General features: G+C 58.7%; 17 protein-coding genes, 4 tRNA genes and 1 riboswitch. Of the genes, 5 read left to right on the forward strand and 16 right to left on the reverse strand.

From position 1 onward, the window contains the following. Positions 1-277 precede the first annotated feature (277 nt). Positions 278-354, reverse strand: a tRNA-Arg gene (locus FW800_RS19580). Positions 355-677: 323 nt separating this feature from the next. Here FW800_RS19580 and FW800_RS19585 point away from each other — a divergent pair. From FW800_RS19585 to FW800_RS19595, 3 genes are all read left to right on the forward strand, one after another. Beyond that, positions 678-905, forward strand: a complete 228-nt coding sequence (locus FW800_RS19585) for a hypothetical protein (protein WP_446438273.1) — start codon at positions 678-680, stop codon at positions 903-905. Between the two features lie 11 nt (positions 906-916). Continuing rightward, on the forward strand, positions 917-1096 hold the full coding sequence (locus FW800_RS19590; protein WP_446438274.1) for a PA3371 family protein: 180 nt from the start codon (positions 917-919) through the stop codon (positions 1094-1096). Between the two features lie 375 nt (positions 1097-1471). Beyond that, positions 1472-1798 (forward strand): Arc family DNA-binding protein, encoded by a 327-nt coding sequence (locus FW800_RS19595; RefSeq protein ID WP_003193592.1) that lies wholly within the window; start codon positions 1472-1474, stop codon positions 1796-1798. A 100-nt stretch (positions 1799-1898) separates the two neighbouring features. Here the strand turns inward: FW800_RS19595 and mgtE are convergent, their stop codons facing one another. From mgtE to ltaE, 8 genes are all read right to left on the reverse strand, one after another. After that, on the reverse strand, positions 1899-3341 hold the full coding sequence (gene mgtE, locus FW800_RS19600; RefSeq protein WP_005790606.1) for a magnesium transporter: 1443 nt from the start codon (positions 3339-3341) through the stop codon (positions 1899-1901). A gap of 349 nt (positions 3342-3690) precedes the next feature. Then, positions 3691-3767: transfer RNA gene (locus FW800_RS19605), tRNA-Arg, on the reverse strand. A 72-nt stretch (positions 3768-3839) separates the two neighbouring features. Beyond that, positions 3840-3916: transfer RNA gene (locus FW800_RS19610), tRNA-Arg, on the reverse strand. A 108-nt stretch (positions 3917-4024) separates the two neighbouring features. Further along, positions 4025-4115: transfer RNA gene (locus FW800_RS19615), tRNA-Ser, on the reverse strand. A gap of 62 nt (positions 4116-4177) precedes the next feature. Beyond that, complete coding sequence (csrA, locus tag FW800_RS19620; RefSeq protein WP_003175645.1) at positions 4178-4366, reverse strand: carbon storage regulator CsrA; 189 nt, start codon at positions 4364-4366, stop codon at positions 4178-4180. 175 nt (positions 4367-4541) lie between these two features. Further along, positions 4542-5783 carry an aspartate kinase gene (locus FW800_RS19625; RefSeq protein ID WP_005790609.1) on the reverse strand — a complete coding sequence of 414 codons (1242 nt, stop codon included), beginning with the start codon at positions 5781-5783 and terminating at the stop codon, positions 4542-4544. Positions 5784-5878: 95 nt separating this feature from the next. Beyond that, positions 5879-8497, reverse strand: coding sequence for an alanine--tRNA ligase (gene alaS / locus FW800_RS19630; RefSeq protein WP_446438275.1), 2619 nt, complete (start codon positions 8495-8497; stop codon positions 5879-5881). A gap of 146 nt (positions 8498-8643) precedes the next feature. Next, entirely contained in the window at positions 8644-9648 is a 1005-nt protein-coding gene (ltaE, locus tag FW800_RS19635; RefSeq protein ID WP_446438276.1) for a low-specificity L-threonine aldolase, read from the reverse strand. Positions 9649-9838: 190 nt separating this feature from the next. Beyond that, a riboswitch (FMN riboswitch) is annotated at positions 9839-10008 on the forward strand. A gap of 113 nt (positions 10009-10121) precedes the next feature. Here ltaE and FW800_RS19640 point away from each other — a divergent pair. Next, positions 10122-10631 (forward strand): 6,7-dimethyl-8-ribityllumazine synthase, encoded by a 510-nt coding sequence (locus tag FW800_RS19640; RefSeq protein ID WP_446438277.1) that lies wholly within the window; start codon positions 10122-10124, stop codon positions 10629-10631. Between the two features lie 147 nt (positions 10632-10778). Here FW800_RS19640 and astE read toward each other — a convergent pair whose 3' ends face one another. The 7 genes from astE to FW800_RS19675 all read right to left on the reverse strand — a co-directional run bounded on the left by astE (position 10779) and on the right by FW800_RS19675 (position 18522). Further along, entirely contained in the window at positions 10779-11783 is a 1005-nt protein-coding gene (gene astE, locus FW800_RS19645) for a succinylglutamate desuccinylase (RefSeq protein ID WP_032879833.1), read from the reverse strand. Between the two features lie 11 nt (positions 11784-11794). After that, positions 11795-12082 (reverse strand): hypothetical protein, encoded by a 288-nt coding sequence (locus FW800_RS19650; protein ID WP_003175651.1) that lies wholly within the window; start codon positions 12080-12082, stop codon positions 11795-11797. 26 nt (positions 12083-12108) lie between these two features. After that, positions 12109-13455 carry an N-succinylarginine dihydrolase gene (gene astB, locus FW800_RS19655; protein WP_148853737.1) on the reverse strand — a complete coding sequence of 449 codons (1347 nt, stop codon included), beginning with the start codon at positions 13453-13455 and terminating at the stop codon, positions 12109-12111. Between the two features lie 155 nt (positions 13456-13610). After that, positions 13611-15077: a succinylglutamate-semialdehyde dehydrogenase gene (gene astD, locus FW800_RS19660; protein ID WP_446438278.1), complete on the reverse strand. Its 1467-nt coding sequence runs from the start codon at positions 15075-15077 to the stop codon at positions 13611-13613. After that, entirely contained in the window at positions 15077-16102 is a 1026-nt protein-coding gene (gene astA, locus FW800_RS19665) for an arginine N-succinyltransferase (protein WP_005790626.1), read from the reverse strand. Before astA ends, astD begins: the two co-directional genes overlap by 1 nt. 51 nt (positions 16103-16153) lie before the next feature. After that, positions 16154-17173 carry an arginine/ornithine succinyltransferase subunit alpha gene (gene aruF / locus FW800_RS19670; protein WP_005790628.1) on the reverse strand — a complete coding sequence of 340 codons (1020 nt, stop codon included), beginning with the start codon at positions 17171-17173 and terminating at the stop codon, positions 16154-16156. 128 nt (positions 17174-17301) lie between these two features. Then, positions 17302-18522, reverse strand: coding sequence for an aspartate aminotransferase family protein (locus FW800_RS19675; RefSeq protein WP_032879829.1), 1221 nt, complete (start codon positions 18520-18522; stop codon positions 17302-17304). 294 nt (positions 18523-18816) lie between these two features. On the opposite strand from FW800_RS19675, the gene FW800_RS19680 reads away from it, so the two are divergent. Next, the gene (locus FW800_RS19680; protein ID WP_446438279.1) at positions 18817-24702 is read left to right on the forward strand and encodes a dermonecrotic toxin domain-containing protein; all 5886 of its coding nucleotides are present in this window, start codon (positions 18817-18819) and stop codon (positions 24700-24702) included. The last annotated feature ends 3 nt before the right edge of the window (positions 24703-24705 follow it).

Raw genomic sequence — 24705 nt, forward strand, 5'->3', positions numbered from 1 at the left:
GGATTTGCATGTGCGTCAACCCCATCAAATCAAAAAACTCAAAACTCCCATTTGACCTGCCGTGCACCAGGCCTGGAGCCTCTGTGAATCTCTATATATAGAGAAGGGAGCCAGCGCATTGCCCGCACTGGATCCTCCTGACGCAAAAAACAACCTGCAACAAATGCCAGGCTATCAACAGATAGCAGGATTCAGATCGAAGGAAATGCAGCAGAGAGAAAAGCGGATGTCTTGTAGATAGCACTAAACGCCATGGCAGGCGTTCAGTCTATAAAGATGGTGTCCCAGGGCCGGTTCGAACGGCCAACCTTCCCCTTAGGAGGGGGATGCTCTATCCAATTGAGCTACTGGGACAAATGACAAGCGCGTCACGGATGAGACCAGCGACAGACGGCGTGCATATTAACGGTCGAGGTAGTTTTTGTCATGTCGTCCTTAGGCATTTTGCTTGTAGGGCGATCCTTGCACATATCTTTATAGCTTCACCCAGTAAACACGGGGACTTGCAGTGATCGTGCAAATTGCATTACCTCAAAATGCCATCATTGCAAACTGCAACCCGAAACCCCCACATAGGCAAATCAACCAATTGATTTTAAAGGGAAAATAGTTTGGCACGGCATCTGCAATGCTCTTTGCATAAACCAAGCGAACCAAGCACCGCGGAGAACATGACCATGAATAGCATCCTACTATTAGCTCTCAATGCCGTAGCCCTGGCCGCACTGGTGATATTTCATTTCCAGCCAGTCAATACTCAAGATGCCGCACTGGCCAGCCAAGCAGTTCCCCATCATCTGCAACAACGCCCCCAGCTGGCGGTAGCCACTGCTACCGAGCAGTCACCCGTTCTCCTGACCCAAGAAACACAAGCAGCACCTACATCCGAGCACTGGGTTTTCTGAGATAACTATCAATGTCCAAACCTGCCTGGTTTTTTCTATGCTTGACCCTCATGGCAGGCTTTCTGGCCCTCGCTACTGACTCCCCTGGAGTTCAAGCCACCGCTTTCATCGTCAGCGCCGTGTTTGGTAGCTTACTGATGTTGGCCCTCATCGCCGGTCGCCGAATCAAGTTCGATCCATTGCTGCGCTAACCCCCTCCCCCCCTACCTTATGTCGAATCACCCTAGCAAATCGGCAAACTGCCACTAGGCTTAAGACTGAGGGCAAAAGGCCATATTGCGCTGCGCCCTTCAACCCAGATGCGCCGTAGCCCTGCGCGTTGATGGACTAGCACTGCATCAGCGCCAAAGTTTTCAAACCAGTCCGCAAAAATGCAATTCAGTACTGGCACAAAGCCTTTAGGCGGTTCAATATTTGTCACAGAATTGACGCCAATGAAATGGCAAATCTGAGGCATGATGCGGCCTCTTTGCAATTCGGGTTGAACTTTGGTCGTGAGCCTTGTCTTAACACTCATCTTGCGGCCAATTCCAGAAACCGCTCCCCTGAACTAACCGGTTAAATATATGCGCCCATTGAAACAGGCAATTTATTCCAGCCGTACGGCTGACAAATTCGTCGTACGTCTGCCAGACGGAATGCGGGAACGCATTGCCGAGGTGGCTCGCAATCATCACCGCAGCATGAACTCTGAAATCATCGCACGCCTGGAACAAAGCCTTATTCAGGAAGGTGCCTTGGGTGAAGAGTTGAGCATGCGCCTGGATAGCCCGGAGCTGTCACTGCACGAACGCGAACTGCTGCAGCGTTTTCGTCAGCTCTCCCACCGCCAGCAAAACGCCCTCGTCTCGCTTATCGCTCACGATGTTGAGGCGGCCGCAGAAGCCAATTGATTGACACTGAAAGCCGAAGCCAGCCATGTGCTGGCTTTTTTTTGCCTGAATTTTGGAGATGGGAAGCAAAGCGGGGGCAGACATGCCCCCGCAGAAAGGATCAGAGCAGGAAGATCGTTGCCAGGCCCAGGAAGATGAAGAAGCCACCACTGTCAGTCATGGCAGTAATCATCACGCTGGCTCCCATGGCGGGATCGCGACCAAGGCGCGCGAGCGTCATAGGGATCAATACCCCCATCAAGGCAGCCAGCAGCAGGTTGAGGGTCATGGCGGCCGTCATCACTACACCCAAGGACCAACTGCCATAAAGGAGATAGGCCACCACACCAATCACTCCACCCCACACCAGGCCGTTGATAAGGCCCACAGCCAGCTCCTTGCGCAGTAGGCGTGAAGAGTTGGCCGTACTCACCTGATCCAGCGCCATGGCCCGCACGATCATGGTGATGGTCTGGTTACCGGAGTTACCGCCGATACCCGCCACAATCGGCATCAACGCTGCCAATGCCACCAGCTTTTCGATTGAACCTTCAAACAACCCGATGACACGAGACGCGATAAATGCCGTGATCAGGTTAACCGCCAGCCAGGCCCAGCGGTTATGCAGAGAACGCCAGACTGACGCAAAAATGTCTTCCTCTTCACGCAAACCCGCCATGTTGAGGACTTCGGTTTCACTCTCTTCACGGATCAAGTCAACGATTTCATCGATGGTCAGACGACCGATCAACTTGCCGTTCTTGTCGACCACCGGAGCCGAGATCAAGTCGTAACGCTCAAAGGCCTGGGCCGCGTCGTAGGCATCTTCGTCAGGATGGAAGCTGACGGTATCGCTGGCCATCAGGTCAGCTACTTTCTTCTCTGGATCATTTACCAGCAGGCGCTTGATCGGCAATACGCCTTTGAGAATTCCCTCGTAGTCGACCACGAACAGCTTGTCGGTATGGCCCGGCAGCTCTTTGAGGCGACGCAAGTAACGCAGTACCACTTCCAGACTGACGTCTTCGCGGATGGTGACCATCTCGAAATCCATCAGCGCACCGACCTGGTCCTCGTCATAGGACAGCGCCGATCGCACGCGCTCACGCTGCTGCGTATCGAGCGCCTCCATCAACTCATGGACAACATCCCGGGGCAGCTCAGGTGCCAGGTCGGCCAGTTCGTCCGCATCCATCTCCTTGGCGGCGGCCAGGAGCTCATGATCATCCATGTCGGCGATCAGCGTTTCACGGACCGAGTCAGACACCTCCAGGAGGATGTCACCGTCGCGATCGGCCTTGACCAACTGCCAAAGGGTCAGTCGATCATCCAGCGGCAAAGCTTCGAGGATGTAGGCAACGTCGGCGGAGTGCAGGTCATCGAGCTTGCGTTGTAACTCGACGAGGTTTTGCCGGTGAACCAGGTTTTCAACGCGGTCGTGGTTCGGACCTTCCTGGCGGTGCGTGAGGTCTTCGACCACGCGCTGGCGCTGCAGCAGCTCGATGACTTGAGCCAGACGATCCTGCAGGCTTTCTTGTGTTTTCTTTACTTCTACTTCGGTCATAGGCGAACTCCACTCCCAGCAGCGGGGCACGCCGGAAGGATCAATCAGTCAATTCATGATTGGTAAAACGGGGTACTGAGTCACTACTGGGTAAGTCCATGGAGGTATTCCACAAGCCCCGACGGGGCTGACGGGCGCATGATACACCGCCCGGCCGTTTTAAACGTTAAAAAACTGGAAAGAACAAGCGCTTGCGAGCCAATGTTCAGTATTGGCTGCACCTATAGAAATGCGACGACACGCAGGAGAGGGAAAACACATGGGAAAGATAAAAAGACCCACACCAGGATAAAACCTACATAAACCCCAGACGGCAAAAAGCCCGCACTAGGCGGGCTTTTTGTTTGTATGGTGCACTCGACAGGATTCGAACCTGTGACCGCTCGGTTCGTAGCCGAGTACTCTATCCAGCTGAGCTACGAGTGCAGATTGTGTTTTTAGACCAGATCACAACTGGTTGAAGCCGAGTTACCTGCATCGCTGCAACTAACTCTTAAATGGTGCACTCGACAGGATTCGAACCTGTGACCGCTCGGTTCGTAGCCGAGTACTCTATCCAGCTGAGCTACGAGTGCATTTGTTGCCGCGCATTATAGGCCGTTCAATCTCTATGTAAAGCTATTTTTTCGAGTATTTTCAACAACTTACCGAAAAAACCAGATTGCAACGTACTAAGCAAATAATGGCGGAGAACGGGGGATTCGAACCCCCGACACCCTTTTGAGGTGTACTCCCTTAGCAGGGGAGCGCCTTCGGCCACTCGGCCAGCTCTCCGCAACACGGGGCGTATATTAACCACGTTCATCCCCGTTTGCAAACATAAAAAACGATAAAAATTAAAGGCTTGGTTCTTCGTCCTTCTCTTTCTTGATCCGCAGGTAGATTTCCTCGCGGTGAACCGCTACCTCTTTTGGAGCGTTAACCCCAATACGCACTTGATTGCCTTTGACGCCGAGCACGGTCACGGTGATTTCGCCATCACCGATAATCAGGCTTTCTGCGCAACGACGAGTCAGAATCAGCATGCCTTTCTCCTCACGCATTTCAGTTCAGGAACAACAGTCTGCAAAAAAAAGGCATTCGACCTACAACCCAAAAGCCGTAGCCCTACACACCTAAGTATTGTCGAGCCCACGCAAAAGAACATGCGCCCCACAAAAAAATGAAAGGCGCGGTAAACCGCGCCTTCCTGGCAATACATCACTCGCCCTGTCGGGCCGGAGCGTCAAGCTCAAAAGCGGTATGCAGCGCGCGTACAGCCAGTTCCAGGTACTTCTCTTCGAGCACTACCGAGACTTTGATTTCCGAAGTGGAAATCATCTGGATGTTGATGCCTTCCTTGGCAAGGGCCCCGAACATACGGCTGGCAACGCCGGCATGGGAACGCATGCCCACCCCTACGATCGATACCTTGGCAATCTTGGTATCGCCGACCACTTCACGGGCGCCAATCTCGCTCGCTGTGTTCTGCAGGATTTTCAATGCCGCATCGTATTCGTTGCGGTGCACGGTGAAGGTGAAATCGGTGGTGTTATCGTGCGAAACGTTCTGCACGATCATGTCGACTTCAACATTCGCATCGCTGACAGGACCCAGAATCTTGAAAGCCACGCCCGGGGTGTCTGGCACGCCACGGATCGTCAGCTTGGCTTCATCGCGGTTGAAAGCGATGCCGGAAATGATCGGCTGTTCCATGGATTCCTCTTCATCAATAGTAATGAGGGTGCCCGGACCCTCCTTGAAGCTGTGCAATACGCGCAGCGGAACGTTGTACTTGCCGGCGAACTCCACCGCGCGAATCTGCAGCACCTTGGAACCAAGGCTGGCCATTTCCAGCATTTCTTCAAAGGTGATCTTGTCCAGGCGCTGGGCCACTGGCACGACGCGCGGGTCAGTGGTGTAGACGCCATCCACGTCGGTATAGATCTGGCATTCGTCAGCCTTGAGCGCTGCCGCCAGTGCCACACCCGTGGTGTCAGAACCGCCACGCCCGAGGGTGGTGATGTTGCCTTGCTCGTCCACACCTTGGAAACCCGCTACAACTACCACGCGCCCAGCCTTCAGATCAGTACGAATTTTCTGATCATCAATCTGCAGGATACGCGCCTTGGTGTGCGCGCTGTCGGTGAGAATGCGCACCTGGCTGCCCGTGTAGGACACCGCTGGCACGCCACGCTTGTTCAGAGCCATGGCCAACAGCGCAATGGTTACCTGCTCGCCCGTGGACACAATCACATCCAGCTCACGTGGCAACGGCTGTTGATCCCCACTGATAGCCTTGGCCAGGTCGATCAGGCGATTGGTCTCGCCGCTCATGGCTGACAGCACCACTACCAGGTCATCGCCGGCATCGCGGAATTTCTTAACCTTGTCGGCGACCTGCTCGATTCTTTCTACAGAGCCGACCGAGGTGCCTCCAAATTTCTGTACGATCAAAGCCATTTCCAAGCCGCCTCAGCCCGTAAAGGGGCGCCTAATATCCAATCCACCCGCACTGAACAAGCCCGTGACTAGACCACGGGCCGATTAACAGTGCCTTAAATACCTGCCTCGACAAACGGCACGGTCAAGGCCAGGGCCGCATCCAGGGCACCGGCATCTGCACCACCGCCTTGTGCCATGTCCGGACGACCACCGCCCTTGCCGCCCACTGCCGCAGCGGCTTGCTTCATCAAATCACCGGCCTTGAGTTGGCCAGTCAGGTCTTTGGTTACACCGGCAACCAGAACGACCTTATCCTCATGGACACTGCCGAGCAGGATCACTGCGCGGCCGAGCTTGTTCTTCAACTGATCGACCAAGGCCAACAACGCCTTGCCGTCCTGACCGTCCAGGCGCGCCGCCAGAACTTTCACATCCTTGACGTCAACCGCCGAGGCCGACAGATCATCGCCCGCAGCGCTGGCCGCCTTGGCCTGCAACTGCTCCAGCTGTTTCTCCAGCGCACGGTTGCGCTCCAGCACGGCAGACAGTTTGTCGATCAGATTGTCACGGCTGCCCTTGACCAGGCTGGCCGCTTCCTTGAGTTGTTCTTCGGCGGCATTGAGGTAAGCCAGGGCCGCAGCACCGGTCACCGCCTCGATACGACGCACACCGGACGCCACACCACCTTCGCTGATGATTTTCAGCAGGCCGATATCGCCGGTACGGTTAGCGTGGATACCACCACACAGCTCGACCGAGAAGCTACCACCCATGCTCAGCACGCGAACTTCGTCGCCGTACTTCTCGCCAAACAACGCCATGGCGCCCTTGGCCTTGGCGGTTTCGATGTCGGTTTCTTCAGTTTCTACCGGCGTGTTCTTGCGCACCTCGGCGTTGACAATATCTTCCAGCGCCTTGATCTGCTCAGGCTTGATTGCTTCAAAGTGGCTGAAGTCAAACCGCAGGCGCTGGCTGTCGACCAGCGAGCCCTTTTGCTGAACATGCTCGCCCAGCACTTGACGCAAGGCAGCGTGGAGCAAGTGAGTGGCCGAGTGGTTCAATGCAGTTGCATGCCGTACGTCGGCATCGACCTGGGTATCCACTGGCGCGCCGACGGTCAGGCTGCCCAGCACCAACACACCGTGATGCAGGAAAGCACCGCCGGTCTTGGTGGTGTCGCGCACCTCGAAACGGCCGGACGTCGAGCTGAGGAAACCACAATCACCAATCTGGCCACCCGATTCAGCGTAGAAAGGGGTCTGGTCCAGCACCACCACGGCTTCTTCGCCTTCGTTCAATACATCGACCGACTTGCCGTCTTTATAGATGGCAACGATCTTGGCCGAGCCGGCGGTAGCCTTGTAGCCGATGAACTCGGTGGGCACGTCCACCTTGACCAGGGTGTTGTAGTCCAGGCCAAAGGAGCTGGCGGAACGCGCACGCACACGCTGGGCTTCCATCTCACGCTCAAACCCGGCTTCATCGATGGTCAGCTCGCGTTCACGGGCGATATCGGCGGTCAGGTCCATCGGGAAACCGTAGGTGTCGTAAAGCTTGAACACCACGTCGCCCGGTACCACAGAGCCTTTGAGCTCAGCCAGGTCCTGCTCGAGAATCTTCAGGCCATGCTCCAGTGTCTTGGAGAACTGCTCCTCCTCGGCCTTGAGTACGCGCTCGATATTGCTCTGCTGCTGCTTGAGTTCCGGGAAGGCATCGCCCATCTCGGCAACCAGTGCAGCCACGATTTTGTAGAAGAAGCTGCCGGTGGCACCCAGCTTGTTACCGTGACGGCAGGCGCGACGGATGATGCGACGCAGCACGTAGCCACGCCCTTCATTGGACGGCAACACACCATCGGCAATCAGGAAGCCACAGGAACGGATGTGGTCCGATACCACTTTGAGCGACGACTGGCCTTCATTGGTGCAACCAATGGCCGTAGCCGAAGCGCTCAGCAGGTTGGTGAACAGGTCGATTTCATAGTTGGAATGAACGTGCTGCATGACCGCACTGATCCGCTCCAGGCCCATGCCGGTGTCCACCGACGGCGCCGGCAGCGGATGCAACACGCCATCGGCGGTGCGATTGAACTGCATGAACACGTTGTTCCAGATTTCGATGTAACGGTCACCGTCTTCATCCGGCGAGCCGGGTGGGCCACCCCAGATGTCCGCACCGTGATCGTAGAAGATCTCGGTGCAAGGGCCGCACGGGCCGGTATCGCCCATGGTCCAGAAGTTATCGGAAGCGTAAGGCGCACCCTTGTTGTCGCCGATGCGAATCATGCGCTCGGCAGGTACACCGATTTGCTGGGTCCAGATGTCATAGGCTTCGTCGTCCGTCGCGTAGACGGTAACCCAGAGTTTTTCCTTGGGCAGTTTCAGCACGCCGGTCAGGAAGGTCCAGGCGAAGGTAATCGCATCCTTCTTGAAATAGTCGCCGAAACTGAAGTTACCCAGCATTTCGAAGAACGTGTGGTGACGCGCGGTGTAACCGACGTTTTCCAGGTCGCTGTTCTTGCCGCCGGCGCGTACGCACTTCTGGCTGCTGGTGGCGCGAGTATAGGCGCGCTTTTCCTGGCCCAGGAAACAGTCCTTGAACTGGTTCATCCCCGCGTTAGTGAACAGCAGGGTGGGGTCATTGCCTGGGATCAAGGAGCTGGAGGCTACACGGGTGTGACCTTGCTCTTCGAAGAAGCGAAGGAAGGCTTCACGGATTTCTGCGCTTTTCATTAGGTTCTTCCACGGAGGCTGCGGCCAAAGGCCAGTGCGCAACATCATCAGACGGAGCGACGGCAAAGGGCCGCATTATATCGGCCCTTCGCCGGTGGTACAGCGTGTTTATGTGATAGAAACAGTCAATTAGACGGTCTGCACTGTCATTTCTGCGAAAATGCGACGAATGTCTGCACGACTTGCTCGATCTGTGCCCGGCTGACATCCAAATGGGTGACCATACGCAGGCGCGGCGCGGCACTCAACTTGATCCCGCGCTCTGCGGCAAAGGCTTTCAACGCCTGCGCCTGCTCGCCAATTTGTACATAGACCATGTTGGTCTGCACCGGCTCCACCGTGTAACCGACCTTGCGCAGCTCATCACCCAGCCACTGCGCGTTGGCGTGGTCCTCGGCCAGGCGCTGTACCTGATGTTCCAGGGCATACAGCCCCGCTGCCGCCAACGAACCTGCCTGACGCATTCCGCCACCGACCATCTTGCGCAGGCGCCGGGCCTTGGCGATCAACGCCGTGGAACCGCACAGCACCGAGCCGACCGGTGCGCCAAGGCCCTTGGACAGGCACACCGACACCGAATCGAAATGCTTGGCGATGTCACGCGCATCCACCCCCAGCTTGATCGCTGCGTTGTAGATCCGCGCCCCGTCCAGGTGCAAGGCCAGGCCATGCTCACGGGTAAACGCACGCGCCTTGGCCAGGTACTCCATCGGCAGGACCTTGCCTTGCATGGTGTTTTCCAGCGCCAGCAAGCGCGTGCGGGCAAAGTGGAAATCGTCAGGCTTGATCGCCGCCAGCACGTGGTCAAGGTCCAGGGAACCGTCCGCTTGCACTTCCAGCGGCTGCGGCTGGATCGAACCCAGCACGGCCGCCCCGCCGCCTTCGTATTTGTAGGTATGGGCCTGCTGGCCGACGATATATTCCTCGCCGCGCTCACAGTGGGCCATCAATGCCAGCAAATTGCTCATGGTGCCAGTGGGCACGAACAGCGCGGCGGCGAAGCCCAGACGCTTGGCCAGTTCCGCCTCCAGCTTGTTGACGCTGGGGTCTTCGCCATAGACGTCATCACCGCTGACGGCGCCGGCCATCGCGTCGAGCATACCGGGGGTGGGTTGGGTCACGGTGTCGCTGCGCAGGTCAATCACGGTCATGAAGGGGGCCTCTAACGGAATGGATAAGTCCTTTTGTGTGTGATTACTGCGGGCAAAGCCACGCAATATCAAGCCCCCACTGCATTCAATCGAATACCAACCAAACAAACCGATATAGCTTATCGATACGGCAACCGTGCAGTTTTTGAAAAACCGTGTTAAAAACTCTCCGCCGCCAGGGTTCTGGCGGCAACGTTCTCAGGGCGGGGTGCAATTCCCCACCGGCGGTAATTGCACGCAATGTGCATAGCCCGCGAGCGCTTGGCGCCTCGAACTGCTCCGGCAGGACGGCGACAAGGTCAGCAGACCCGGTGTGATCCCGGGGCCGACGGTCATAGTCCGGATGAAGAGAGAACGGGATTGGCACCTAAGGGCCGCGCACTGACCTCATGCTTGCATGACGCCGTTGTGCATACCCTTAAATCCCATTCGATTCATAACGCCCTGTTTTTTTCTTAAACAGGAGTCAGAACATGCAACCCACCGCAATCGACAGCAAAAGCAAAAACCATCACGGCGAGCGCATCGCGTTTGTCCAGGCCTGCTGGCACAAGGATATCGTCGACCAATCGCGCAAAGGCTTTCTTGCCGAACTGATCGCCCAGGGCTATCAGGAATCGGACATCGACTTCTTTGAAGTCGGCGGTGCCTTTGAATTGCCCCTGCACGCCAAGTTGCTGGCCAAGACCGGTCGCTACGCCGGCATCGTCGCCGCCGCGCTGGTGGTGGATGGTGGCATCTACCGGCACGAATTCGTCGCCCAGTCAGTGGTCAGCGGTTTGATGCAGGTTCAACTGGAAACTGAAGTGCCGGTGTTCTCGGTGTCCCTGACGCCGCATCACTTCCACGCCGGCAGCGAGCACACCACGTTCTTCTATGAACACTTCGTGCACAAGGGTCAGGAAGCTGCGCGTACCTGCGCCGATACCCTGCACAAGGTGCGGGCGATCCGCCGTAGTGAGCCGCGTGCTGTAGCGGTCTAAGCAACACTGCAAAACAACATGTGGGAGGGGGCTTGCCCCCGATGGCGGTGAGTCAGTTGCAGATGGGCTGACTGGTATACGGCTATCGGGGGCAAGTCGAAACGTCGCACCGCCCCTCCCACATTTGGATCCAGTTGGGCTTAAGATTTAAGCCAACCCAGCATCCGTGGCAGGCACGATAAGAATCCCTGCGCGCAAACCATTCTTCACCTTCGGGTTGGGGAAGATGATGCGGGCACCCTCCTCCTCGATCACCCAGCGCGTCTTGGCCACGTCTTCGGCCAGCAGATAACCCTTTTCCAATTGCGAAAAGTTTTCCACATCCGCCGGCAGGTGCATCAGGAAGGCGTCGCTGTGCTTGATGACCTCGCGAGAGACGGCAAACAGTTGCAGGCCGTCCAGGCTTTCTGTCGGCGGCTCATCGCCTTCAATGATGTGCTTGAGGCGTGCCTCCAGCCGGGACACGTCCACGCTCTGGTTCTGCCCGAACGGCCGGGCCTTGCCCAGTTCCAGGGTGAAGGCTTCGGCTTCCAACTGTTCGTAGGTAAACGCAGTGAAAGTGATCGAGGTTTTGTTCTGCAGCAATACCGCTTGCATACCGCCGGCGTTCAGGCGCGCCAGTTCACGGCGCGAATGCTGACGCCCCTCCTTCCAAGGGTAGAGGGCAAACTGCTCGATCTTAGAACCACGAATCGCGGTGTGCAGGTCGTAGTGCAGGCGTGATCGACCGGGCTGGCTGAAAAAACTGCGCGCCAGTTGCTCGAGTTCGGCAGCGCGCATGGCCTCGGGGCCAATGTTGCTTTCATGCCGGCCGTTGAACAGCCGGTTGATGTCCAGTTCGAGATAACGCTCGCCGCGGCGCATGGCCTCGGGGTTGCCGAACAGGAACAGAATACGGGAGCGGGGTTTGATTTCCCCACGGGCGATGCCATGCAACAGGCGATCGAGCAGTTCGATCGGCGCGGTTTCGTTGCCATGGATGCCGGACGACAGCAGCAGGTCGCTGCCATTGTCCCGAGCCTCAGGGGGGCGCACTTCGAGCGCGCCCTCGCTGAGCCAGCGCATCTGCACGCCGTCGACAGTCAGTTGAATTTTTTGCGCCGGTTCGCGACCGGCGAGGGTCAGTTCAAGCAGTTTGCCGAGGGCGAGCATAAGCAGCTTCCTTAGTGGTTGCAGCCAGGACCATGGACGTGATCGTCATCATCACCCTCAACGTCGGCCGGTTCCATTTCCAGTTGCAGGCTCATCAGGTTGGTCGCCAAGGGACGCATCAGCAGGTTGGCGTACTCGGCGTCGCCCTCTTCGACGTCCACACCAATCAGCAGTTGGCCACGGCCGTCGTGCTGGATCCAGATCTCCTTGCCCTGCCAGACCACGGCAACGCGAGTGCAGGACGTTTCCAGCTGGGTGCCGTCGGTGTCTTCAAGGATCAGTTTCAGGGTGTCGGTCATAAATAAAATATCTCAGCCGTATGGCGTTAATTGATCTGGAAAGGATAAACCGAGCCCAGTTTAAGGATTTGCGTCAGTTCATCCAGTGCCGTCCGGCACTCAAGCAGCAACTGCGGGTCAGCCAGGTCGGTTTCGCGCAGGCTGTCGCGGTAGTGCTTGCCAACCCATTGGGTCAGGGTTTCGTACAGTGGCGCGGTCATGATAACGCCTGGATTCACCGCCGCCAGTTCGGTTTCGTTCAAGGCGACGCGCAAACGCAGGCACGCCGGGCCGCCGCCGTTCTGCATACTTTGCTTGAGGTCGAAAACGTTGACTTCGCGGATCAGCCCACCGGAGCTGGTCAGGCCCTGCAGGTAGTGCCACACACGCTCATTGCTGCGGCACTCTTCCGGCACAATCAGCAGCATCGAACCGTCAGGGCGGGTCAGCAACTGGCTGTTGAACAGGTAGGAACGCACCGCGTCCTCGACACTGACCTGGGCACGGGGTACGCAGACGGATTGGAAGTTGCCGCCCAGCTTGCCCAACTTGGCTTGCAGCTCGGCGAGCATCTGTTCGGTGTTGAGGAATGCGTCCTCGTGGTAGAACAGCATCTCGCCGTTGCCCACCGCGATTACATCGTTGTGGAACACGCCGGCATCGATCACCGCCGGGTTCTGCTGGGCGTAGACCACGCCGTCATCCTTCAAGCCGTGCAGGCGCGCGACTGCCTGGGATGCTTCAAGGGTCTGGCGCGCCGGGTACTTCTGCGGGGCCGGATAACGGCTGTCGAAGGCACTGCGGCCAAACACGAAGAACTCAACACCCGCCTCACCGTACTCACGGCAAAAGCGCGTGTGGTTGGCCGCGCCCTCATCACCGAACTGCGCCACCGCCGGCAAGGCGGCGTGGTGGGCAAAGTGCTTTGCATCGGCGAACATCGCGCCCAGCACGCGGCTGGTGGTGGGGTGTTCGATGCTGCGATGGTACTTGCAGTTGAGGTTGGCGGCGGTGAAATGCACGCGACCGTCTGCGGTATCAGCGCTCGGGCTGACAGTGGCCGCGTTGGCTACCCACATGCTGGAAGCCGAGCAGCTCGCTACCAGCAACGGCATGGCCTGCTTGGCCGCTTGCTGAATTACCTGGGCGTCGGTTCCGCTGAAACCCAGGTTACGCAAAGCAGCCACATCCGGGCGTTCCTGGGGCGCCAACACACCTTGCACAAAGCCCATGTCCATCAGGGCTTTCATTTTCTGCAGGCCCTGCAACGCCGCTTCCTTGGGGTTGGAATGTTGCTGGCTGTTGCTTTGGGATGCGACGTTGCCGAAAGACAAACCGCCGTAGTTATGGGTCGGCCCCACTAGACCGTCAAAATTGACTTCACAGGATTTCATCGGCGAGGCTCCACGAACATCTGTTTTTATAGGCATCAAATTACTGAATACACCACAGTTCAAATGTGGGAGGGCGCTTGCTCCCGATAGCAGGGTGTCAGTTGACTAATTAGGTGACTGACACACCGCCATCGGGAGCAAGCCCCCTCCCACGTTCAGATCAGTGTAATGCCAGGGGTCAACGTGGCTGGCACCACCAGGCTCGGCGTTTCCAGCGACGCCACCGGATACGCACAATAATCGGCCGCGTAATACGCACTGGCCCGATGGTTACCCGAGGCCCCTACCCCGCCAAACGGTGCGGTACTGGCGGCGCCGGTCAACTGCTTGTTCCAGTTGACGATACCGGCACGGCTTTCCAGCCAGAACTGCTGGTAACGCGCTTCGCTATCCGACAACAGGCCAGCGGCCAGGCCGTATTGGGTGTTGTTGGCCTCTGCGATTGCCTCGGCGAAATCCGCGTAGCGAATCACCTGCAACAGCGGGCCGAACAGTTCTTCGTCTTCGCGCTCGGTTACGCCGGTCACGTCGATGATGCCTGGGGTCAGCAATGCGGCCTGATCCTGTGGCTGGGTCATTTCCAGCAGCGCTACGGCGCCATTGGCCAACATCAATTCCTGGGCGTCCATCAAGGCTTTCGCCGCGCCAAGGGAGATTACCGAGCCCATGAACGGCGGCGGTTGCTGGTCGAACGCACCGACTTCAATCGTTGCGCTCACCGCCACCAACCGCGCCAGCAATGCATCGCCCCAGGCGCCTTCCGGCACCAACAAGCGACGGGCGCAGGTGCAACGCTGACCAGCCGAGATAAACGCAGACTGGATGATGGCGTAGACCGCCGCATCCACATCGGCCACTTCATCCACGACCAGCGGGTTGTTGCCGCCCATTTCCAGGGCGAGGATTTTGTCCGGGCGTCCCGAAAACTGCTGATGCAGATGATTGCCGGTGCGGCTGGACCCGGTGAAGAACAAGCCGTCTATGCCGGGGTTGGCGGCCAGGGCGATGCCGGTTTCCCGCGCGCCTTGCAGCAGGTTCAACACGCCCGCCGGCAGCCCGGCTTCGATCCAGCATTGCACGGTCAGCTCGGCAACTTTCGGGGTCAGCTCGCTGGGTTTGAACAGCACGGTATTACCCGCCAGCAAGGCCGGGACGATATGGCCGTTGGGCAAATGCCCGGGGAAGTTGTACGGGCCGAACACCGCCACCACGCCGTGAGGCTTGTGACGCAATACCGCGGTGGCATCACCCAATGGGCCGCTCTTTTCGCCGGTGCGCTCACGATAACTCTGCACCGAGATGGCGATCTTGTTGGCCATGCTGGTGACTTCGGTAGCCGATTCCCACAAGGGTTTACCGGTTTCCTCACCAATGCAGCGGGCAATTTCATCGGCACGGCTTTTCAGGGTGCTGGCAAAGGCTTCCAGCACGCTGATGCGTTCTTCCAACGGCAGACGAGCCCACGCGGGGAATGCCTGGCGTGCCGCCTGCACGGCGGACTCGACCTGCTCGGCGGTGGCGCCGTTGCCGGCCCACAATACCTGCTGGGTCACCGGGTTGCGCGATTCGAACAACTCACCCTGGCCAGCCAGCCAGCTACCTGCGATATACAGCGAATTCATTACTTGGACTCCCGAGCAGCAGACAACGGTACGGCACGCACTTGATCACCCACCACCAGCTGCAGGCGCTTGGCGGTCTGCGGATCGACCACCAGGGTACCTGCCGCCAGCCGGGCCGGAGCAGCAGTGATACGGCACTCCTCGCGCTTGCGGTTATGGATCAGGAACGGCGTGGCGTCGTCCCCAGGCGTGCCGATGGCCAACACCAGCGACTGGCTGTCGCGCACCGCACGGATTTTGCTGGTTTCACACTCTACCGCTGGGCCTGCATCGAAGATATCGACATAGCCCTGATAGCTGAACCCTTCGCTCTTGAGCATACTCAGGGCCGGCTCGGTGTCCGGATGGACCTTGCCGATCACGTTGCGCGCATCCTCGGACAGGAAGCAGCTGTACAGCGGAAACTTCGGCATCAGCTCGGCGATAAACGCCTTGTTGCCCACACCGGTAAGGTAATCGGCCTGGCTGAACTCCATTTTGAAGAAGTGTCGACCCAGGCTTTCCCAGAACGGCGAACGCCCGGCGTCGTTGGATACGCCGCGCATCTCGGCAATGATCTTGTTGCCGAACAATTGCGGGAACTCCGCGATAAACAACATGCGCGCCTTGGCCAACATGCGGCCGTTAAGACCGTTGCGATAATCGGCATGCAAAAACAACGAGCACAATTCGGAATTGCCGGTGAGGTCGTTGGCCAGAAACAGCGTCGGAATCTCGCGGTAGATATTCAGCTCCTGGGAGGCGCTGACGGTCAGCCCGACCCGGAAGTTGTACCAGGGCTCACGCAGGCCCACGGCACCGGCAATGGCAGAAATGCCGACCACGCGGCCTTCATCGTTTTCCAGCACGAACAGGTAGTCGGCATCGCCGCGCCCGGCTTCGCCGCGAAAGGTTTTTTCCGCCCAGCCAACCCGGTGGGTCAGGCGCTCTTCGTTGGCCGGCAAAGTGGTGAGGCCGGTGCCGGTGCTGCGCGCCAGATCAATCAGGGCCGGTAAATCGCTGCTGCGTACGGGACGAACGATCATGCTATCTCCTCGAACGGGCCGCTGTTGTCAGCCACCCGCGAAACTCTGTTTTTATACCGCAACCAAACGCACGCTCGCGCCTTCGCCAACGCCCAGGGCTTCGGCGGCCGCCAGGTCCAGGGTTACTGGCTTACCAGGCGCATAGTCCAGCTCCAGCATCACCGCGCGGTAATCCTGCAACTGCGCGTTACTCACCAAGTACTGGCGACCGACGCCCTTGACCATCTCGCCGATCTTCACCGGTACCACGCGGCTCTGGGCGATCGAGCGAATACCCGAAACCCGTGCATGTAGCGTCGGGCCACCGTCGAAGATGTCGATGTAGTGATCGGTCTCGAAACCTTCGCGCATCAGGATATCGAAGGTGATCTGCGCACGCGGGTGCACCTGGCCCATGGCTTCCTGGGCTTCGTCCGGCAACAGCGGCACGTAGATCGGGTAATGCGGCATTAGCTCGGCGAGAAAGGTGCGGCTTTTCAGCCCGCACAGGCGCTCGGCGGCAGCATAGTTGAGGTCGAAGAAGTTGCGACCGATGGCGTCCCAGAACGGCGAATCACCGTTTTCGTCGCTGTAGCCGACAATCTCGGTTACCACCGAATCGGCAAAGCGCTCGGGGTGGCTGGCAACGAACAACAGGCGGCCACGGGAGTTAAGTTCCGACCAGGGCGATCCGACCAATTCCGGCACCACGTAGAAACTGGTGAGCAGGCTGTTCCCGGTCAGGTCATGGCACTGGGAAAGCACGTGGATCTTGTTATGGATCTTCAGCTCTCGGGAGGCGTGCACGAAGGTTTCGTTACGGAAACTGTAGAACGGCTCGGAGTAGCCGGCTGAAGCAACGATGGCCGAGCAACCGGCGAGCTTGCCGGTATCGGTGTCTTCAAGCACGAAGAAATAGCTCTCTTCACCGTTGAAGCTTACCTCGGCCGCGAAAGAAGCTTCGCTGGCGGCGATCTTGTCGCTCAGGCGTTCCACATCGTCTGGCAAGGACGTAACACCAATCGGGCTGTCTGCAGCCAGACGCTGTACCTCGCCCAGATCAGCCATTTGCGCGGGGCGCATCACCAGCATGGTGTTACTCCTTAACTCGAAAAACTCATAGAAAAAAATACCGGACAGGTCAGGAACAACACTGTTCCTAATGTGGGAGGGGGCAAGCCCCCTCCCACATTTGATCCGGTCCGGCAGATAGATTTGTATCAGGCTTGGGTCAACGTCTTCACAGCACGCTCAAAACGATCCAGCCCTTCGTTGATATCCGCCTCTTCCACCACCAGGCTCGGCGCAAAACGCACCACGTCCGGGCCAGCTTGCAGGATCATCAGATTCTCTTTTTCGGCCGCGTTGAACACGTCCTTGGCCTTGCCCTTGAAGGCATCGCTGAGCACGCAACCGATCAGCAGGCCCATGCCACGCACCTCGGTGAAGATGCCGTATTGCGTGCCGATCTGCTCCAGGCGCGCCTTGAACAAGTCATGCTTGGCATTAACGCCGGCCAATACTTCTGGCGTATTGATCACGTCGATCACCGCTTCGGCCACTGCGCACGCCAGCGGGTTGCCGCCGTAGGTGGTGCCGTGGGTGCCGACCACCAGGTGCTTGGCCAAGTCTTCACGGGTAAGCATCGCCGCAATCGGGAAACCGCCGCCCAGGCTCTTGGCGCTGGTAAGGATGTCCGGCGTCACACCGTAATGCTGGTAGGCAAACAGGTGGCCGCTGCGGCCCATGCCGGTTTGCACTTCGTCGAACACCAGCAGCGCGTCGTTCGCGTCGCACAGTTCGCGGGCACCTTGCAGGTAAGCCAGTTCAGCCGGCAGTACGCCGCCTTCACCCTGGATCGGTTCCAGCACTACGGCGCAGGTCTTGCCCGACACAGCGGCCTTCAGCGCAGCCAGATCGTTATAAGGAACGTGGGTGATGCCGGTGATTTTAGGCCCGAAACCATCGGAGTACTTGGACTGGCCGCCGACGTTGACGGTGAACAGGGTACGGCCGTGGAAGCTGTTCAGCGCGGCGATAATCTCGTATTTCTCGCTGCCGAAACGGTCAAAGGCCACACGACGGGCCAGCTTGAACGCAGCCTCATTGGCCTCGGCGCCGGAGTTGCAGAAGAACACGCGATCGGCAAAAGTGGCGTCGATCAGCTTGTGGGCCAGGCGCAGCGCCGGCTCGTTAGTAAAGACGTTGGACACATGCCACAACTTGTTGGCCTGTTCGGTCAGTGCACCGACCAGCGCCGGGTGGGCGTGGCCCAACACGTTGACCGCGATGCCGCCGGCAAAGTCGATCAGCTCACGACCTGCTTGATCCCACACGCGCGAACCTTGGCCACGCACAGGGATAAAGGCGGCAGGTGCATAGTTAGGCACCATTACTTGGTCGAAATCGGCACGTTGCACCGGGGCTTGCTCAACGGACATCGGAGTCTCCTGAAGAGGAACGCCTGCCTGGAACTGGCGGGCGATGCAGGGATTGTAAGGACAGTTTTCAGTAGGGCCTTGCCGCCAAGCGACAACTTCTTATAGCGCCAACCCGCGTTTTTAGCGGGTTTACGCCAATGCGACAAATAGCGTCGCAATGGCGCAGTTTAAACGCTGCGCCAGGTTTGCGTCAGGGTTATCCAGTGAAAGGGTTGCGCCCCCTAACTATCTAAAGTCCCCCCTCTGCAACCGGCTGGTTTACTGCGGGCTTCATGACTTGCACGGACCCGCTCCATGACGAACCTCGATTATTCCGATACCCGCCTGCCCGACAGCCACTATCAATTGTTGACCGACACCCTGCCCTCCTGGCTCGGCAATGCCTGCGCCGACAAACGCCAGGCACTTGCCGCCACCCAGCCACAACAGCTACCGGGCAGTGCCGAACAACGCGCCGCGCTCGCGCGACTGACCGGTGCCCACTGGGAGGCACAGAACAGCGTAGATCGGGCATTGCAGCACCTGCAGGACGCCAAGGCGTTCGCCAAGCCGATTCTCGAACAGGCATTGAAAGCCGATTACGGCCTGGACCTGAACGTCGAGACAACCTATTTACGCCTGTATATCCCTGATCGTACCCCCTGGTTCCCGATACGCTCCGGCGCAGCGCGCACCTGGACGGTTTCGCTGCTCGACGCCGCCCTGCATAACTTTGAGCTCAAGGAAACCCTGGCTGACGCCTACGAGCCGGCCTCGACCTTTATCACGCAGCCTTCGGCCAGCGGGCAATTCGACACTTTGCCGCAGATCAAACGCGTGCTATCGATCCAGGCATTCGCCAGCCTGTGCCGTGACCTGGACATGGGTGCCCGCTACGCCCGCTACCTCAACGATGAGCTGGGCATGTCCAACCCGGTTGCCGCTGCGGTATTGCGCCTGAAGGTCGACGCCAGCCAGAAAGCCGCCCTGCATGCAGCCGTGCAACTGGCACGTATCAAGGACGATATCAGCGACGACTATGCTGACTTGATCGAAGGGCTGGTAGCTGGCACGCCCAACCTCAGGCTCAACGGCCAACCGTTGCGCTGTCAGGAGCTGCGCATGATGGACATTGCGCTGACCGGCATTCAACTGTTCTCTCCCGACCTTGAGAGACCGCGCTCGCCGCAACGCCTGGTGGCATACGTTCCAGATGATCCGCAGCACCCGCTCAAGGAATACGCCTCGCCTTTGGCATTCAAACAGGAACTGACCCGGCAACTACGCGACCGCGATTACCAGACCTTCTTCAGCCGCTTTGTACCCCACGCCCAACGCGGGGTGTTTTTTTCCGGCTTGAGCCAGCGCCTGGTGCGCATCACCTGGCACCCGCCGGTCAGGGGCAGCGGCCAATCGCCGTGGCGCAGCACCCCCATCGAAGACCCCAAGCTACAGTTTGATGCGCAGCCTGTCTGGGGCGATCCCTGGTTGCATCTGTACCGTCGCAAACTCGACAAGATTCTCAACGACGCCCGCACACTGGCCGTCTCCACCGCCAGCGTCGATCGTGAGGCGCGCTGGCGGCTTTGGGACTCTTTCGTCGATGTGGCTTCCTCGATCCTCAACGCCGCACTGATGGTGGTCGCCCCCTTCGTGCCGGGCCTGGGCGAATTGATGCTGGGATACATGGCTTATCAACTGCTCGATGACGTGTTCGAAGGCGTGATCGACTGGGCTGAAGGCCTGGGCAATGAAGCCTTCGGTCATCTGATGAGCGTGCTGGAATCCCTGGTGCAGATGGGTGCTTTCGCTGCGGGCACCCAAATTGGCCCGACCGAACTGCGTAAAGTGCTGCCCGAAAACGTCCTCGCGTACATTGACAGCTTCAAACCGGTGAGCCTGGCCAACGGCGCCAAACGCTACTGGAAACCGGACCTGGCGCCCTATGAGTACCCATCATCGTTGCCAACGCGCCTGGGTATCAACGAGCTGGGCCTGCACGAGGTACGCAAGGAAACAATCCTGCCACTGGAAAACAAGCTGTACACCGTGGAAGAAAGTCCGGACAGTGATTTTTACTACATCAAACACCCCAGCCGCCCTGACGCCTATCGCCCGATTGTGCGACACAACGGCGCCGGCGCGTGGCACACCGAACTCGAACAGCCCTTGCAGTGGGACAAGCACACGTTGCTGCGCAGACTGGGGCACAGCGTGCAGGATTTAAGCGAAGCGGACCGGGAACTGGGCTTGCACATCAGCGGCGTGGATGAGGGTGTCGTGCGCAAAATGCACCTCAACAGCGAGCCTCTATCGCCGCTACTGGACGATACCTTGAGTCGTCTGCGCATCGACCGCAGCATCCAGCGGCTGATCGATCAGCTACGCAGCGACGACCCGGCGGTGTACCACCTGATTGACCCACAAGATACCTTGCAAGTGTTGACCACCCACGGCTCGTGGCCGCCCACCAAAGCCTTGCGCATCGTCAACGACAAGGGGCAAACAGCCTGGGAGTTCGGTGATGAGCGCATGCCAGTGATTCAGGTATTTGAGGCCCAACTGGAGAACGGCGACTTGCTGAAGACCGTCCTGCGTGGGATGAGCAGCGAAGAAATCCGTGCGCCGTTCGGTGAGCGCGCCAGCGATCCCGAACTCAGCCTGGATCGCCGCGCCCAACTGCTACGCCATAAGCTCGCGGACATTGCCGATAGCCAGCGCAGCGCGTTGTTCGACTCGCGTTATGCGACGTTGCAAGCCACCACCGAACCGCTTACCCAGCAATTGCTCACCACCACGCCTGAACTGCCTATAAGCGTTGCGAAAACACTTGTGAGCGAGGCCAGCGGTGCAGAACTTGAAGCACTGCATGAACGAAACACGCCCCCGCGCCTGGCCGAACTGGCACGCACCGCGTTGAATGAAGTACGGATCAACCGTGCCTATGAGGGTCAGCACTTGAATACGCCGCCCTCCCTGGACACTGATCGCCTGGCACTGAACTCCCTGCGCGCACTGCCAGGCTGGTCTGGCGAGGTACAGCTAGAGGCTCGTCACCACTCGCAAACCGGACCGAGCTGGCTGCGGATCGGTCCAGATGACGCCCCGATCCAGCGCACGTTGGTGCGTACTGAAGCCGGCCGCTACCAGCCCCACAATGAACAGGGTGCCCTCTCCAGCGAGACCGACCTGTACTCAGCCGTTTTAAGTGCCCTACCCGATAAGCAGCGTGACCAGCTCGGCCTTGGCATCCACGACGGCGCACAACTCAAGCAGCGCCTGCGGCAAGCGCCGCTGCCACGCAGTGAACTGCGCACACTACTCACCCCTGATAGCAAGCCGGAAAGTGTCACTGAAGCCCTGCGCCTGCTGGGCAGCGACAACGGCTATCGTGCCCAGGCGCCGGCGCCGTTAAGACCTGTGAACTTGCTTCAACGCGCGCACGACCTGTACCCCAGACTTCGCGAACGCCAATTGACTACCCTGGTGAACCACTTGCACTCACAGCCTGGCGGTGCACTCGAAGGCGTTGAGGCGCTGCGCATCGAATACAACCAACTGGAACATGACCTGAATGCCTGGCAACGCGACATTCCGCTTCGGCCCCCCGGAAACGGCGCCCTACTCAGCGCACACCAGCGTCTGTACGAGCAACGCAATCGCAGACTCATTGCCCGCGAACTCAAACGCTGCTGGCGCAGGGAGTTACCCCTCGATGACTACTTCGAAGACCCGGCGCGCGACGGCTACCGAATGAACCTGCGTTACCCTATTCGTGGCGAACTGCCGCGACTGTCCGCCAACTTCGATCACGTATCAATGCTGACGCTGTCAGGCAGCAACCACACGCAAGGAGCCGCCGCGTTCCTGGGTAACTTTCCCCGATTGCGTCACTTGATCGTTGACAGTATTCCCTTGGGCAACCTGCCCCCAGCCGTACTTCAGATGCGCAGCTTGAACGCATTGAGCCTGAGCGACTGCGCAATTACCCTGACGCCGCACAGCCAAACCCAGCTCGCCTCGATGACCCAATTGCAAACCCTGGACCTGCATAAAAACCCCTTGGGTCGGGTGCCCACTGTGGAAGCGATGACCGAGCTGAACACACTGGACCTGTCCGAAACCGGCATCGATCGCCTCCCTCCCGGTTTGCTCACCCGCAACGACCTTAGCGCAGCCTTTCTCAGCGGCAACCAGATCGGAGAATTACCGGAAGCACTGTTCGATCTTCCGTCACATACCAGCGCTGCCTTCGACCTATCTGACAACCCACTGTCATCGGCCACCCTCGAGCGCGTTAAAGCCTATTACCAGCAGCACGGCACCTACTGGGAGGCCGATGCTCCGGCAGTGGATGTGCGCGACGCAAAAATGCTGTATCCCTCACTGGACACCGACCAGATCAACCAGTTTATCTACAGCCTCCCAGGCGACCTGGAAGCGGGTAGGCGCGAGCTGGCAAGGTTGGCCGGTGAACTGGATACGCTAAAGTCCGAGCTCAACCACTGGACGCAACAGCCGCAGTTGCAGCCATCGGAAGCCACCCGGCGAAGCGAGCTCAGCACATTACTTGAGCAAAGCTGGCGCAGGGAAACACCCCAGGACACTCAATTCGTCCATTTGCTGGAAATCCCCGCGACGCTCGCAGGCGAGCTGCCCACGCTGAGCGCGCACTTCAAGCATGTTGGCTCACTGACCATCAAAGGCAATGGTAGCCCGATGGGGTCAACCGCCTTTATCGACAGCTTCCCGGCCCTAAGTATCCTGGACATCAACAACGTGAGGCTCGGCGACATCCCTGCCCAAGTGCTCAACCGGCAGGCACTATCCATTCTGGGGCTGCCACGCTGCTCAATAGAACTCAGCCCTACCAGCGTAGCGGGGTTGCAAGGCATGACCAGCCTCGAATATTTATACCTGGACCACAACCCGCTGGGCCGTACTCCGGATTTCAGTCACCTGCCCAATCTGAGCACAATCTCGCTGAAAGACACCGGTTTGACACAGGTACCCCCTAGCCTGCTGGGCGGCCCGCCACGCCAGTCGGTCAACTTGAGCAAAAACGCCATTGAGCAACTGCCCGAGGCACTTTTTTCCATGCCGGCCTCAACCACCAGTGGCCTGGTCCTTTCCGCAAACCCCTTGACACCTCAAACCCTGGAGTCGATCAAACGCTACTGCCAGCGCACCGGGGAGAGTTTCGCCGCCCAGGCATCCGAATCACAACGCATGCGCACGCAGCGGCTATACCCGTCGTTTCTGGATAACGAGGCAGACCGTTTCATCTTCCGCCTGCCCGGCGACATGGCGGCAATCGAACCTACGTTGGCGCGCCTGGAAGCTGAATACGAGCAACTGAACAACGACCTGCAGGTGTGGGTGCAGGCTGTACCGGATCGGCACCCCATCCTGAATGTGCCTATTGACGAACAAACCCGCGCCCAGGACCAACTGAGGCGGCGCAACTTCAAGACACTGCTGGAGCAGGCGTGGCGACGAGAAGCCCCCGAGGATGAAGAAAGCCTGGACGATGAGCTGACCCACCAGGTCTTACTCGACACACCAGTGCTGGGCGACTTGCCGGAATTGAACGCCAACTTCGACCACGTAACCTCGTTCCAACTGGACGGCAACGGCACCACGACTGGTGTCGACGGTACGTTGCGCAGCTTCAGCCATTTGCAAACCCTCAAACTGAGCAAGTGCTCCCTGGGCACCCTGCCTGAGGCGATCCAGCACATGCCCAAACTGTCCACATTGGATATAACGGAATGCGCAATCCGGCTGACACCCGAAACCCGAGGCGTGCTAACGGGGTTGACCGAACTTGAGTTTGTTAATTTGAGCAACAACCCCCTGGGTCACGCCCCTGACGTCGGCTCGCTGAACCAACTGGTTGCGCTGTACCTGAGCAACGCGGCACTGAGCGAAGTTCCAGAGGGCGTATTTGGCCTGGATCAACTGCAAACGCTGGACCTGAGCAATAACGCGATCCGGGAGATACCGCAGGACTTGCTGGAGACGTCAGCAACCTTCAATGGCGACAGCGACTTGAGCGGCAACCCACTGTCGGCGCAAAGCATGGAGCGCTTGCGTCAGTACTACCAACGCACAGGTGTGGACTTCCAGGTCGCGGCCGCCACCGTGGACTCCCAAGGCACGCCGCTGGTGGCAGCTCTGCCAGTGCCAGAAGAAGACTAACTG

Source organism: Pseudomonas sp. 910_23 (genome assembly GCF_052850795.1).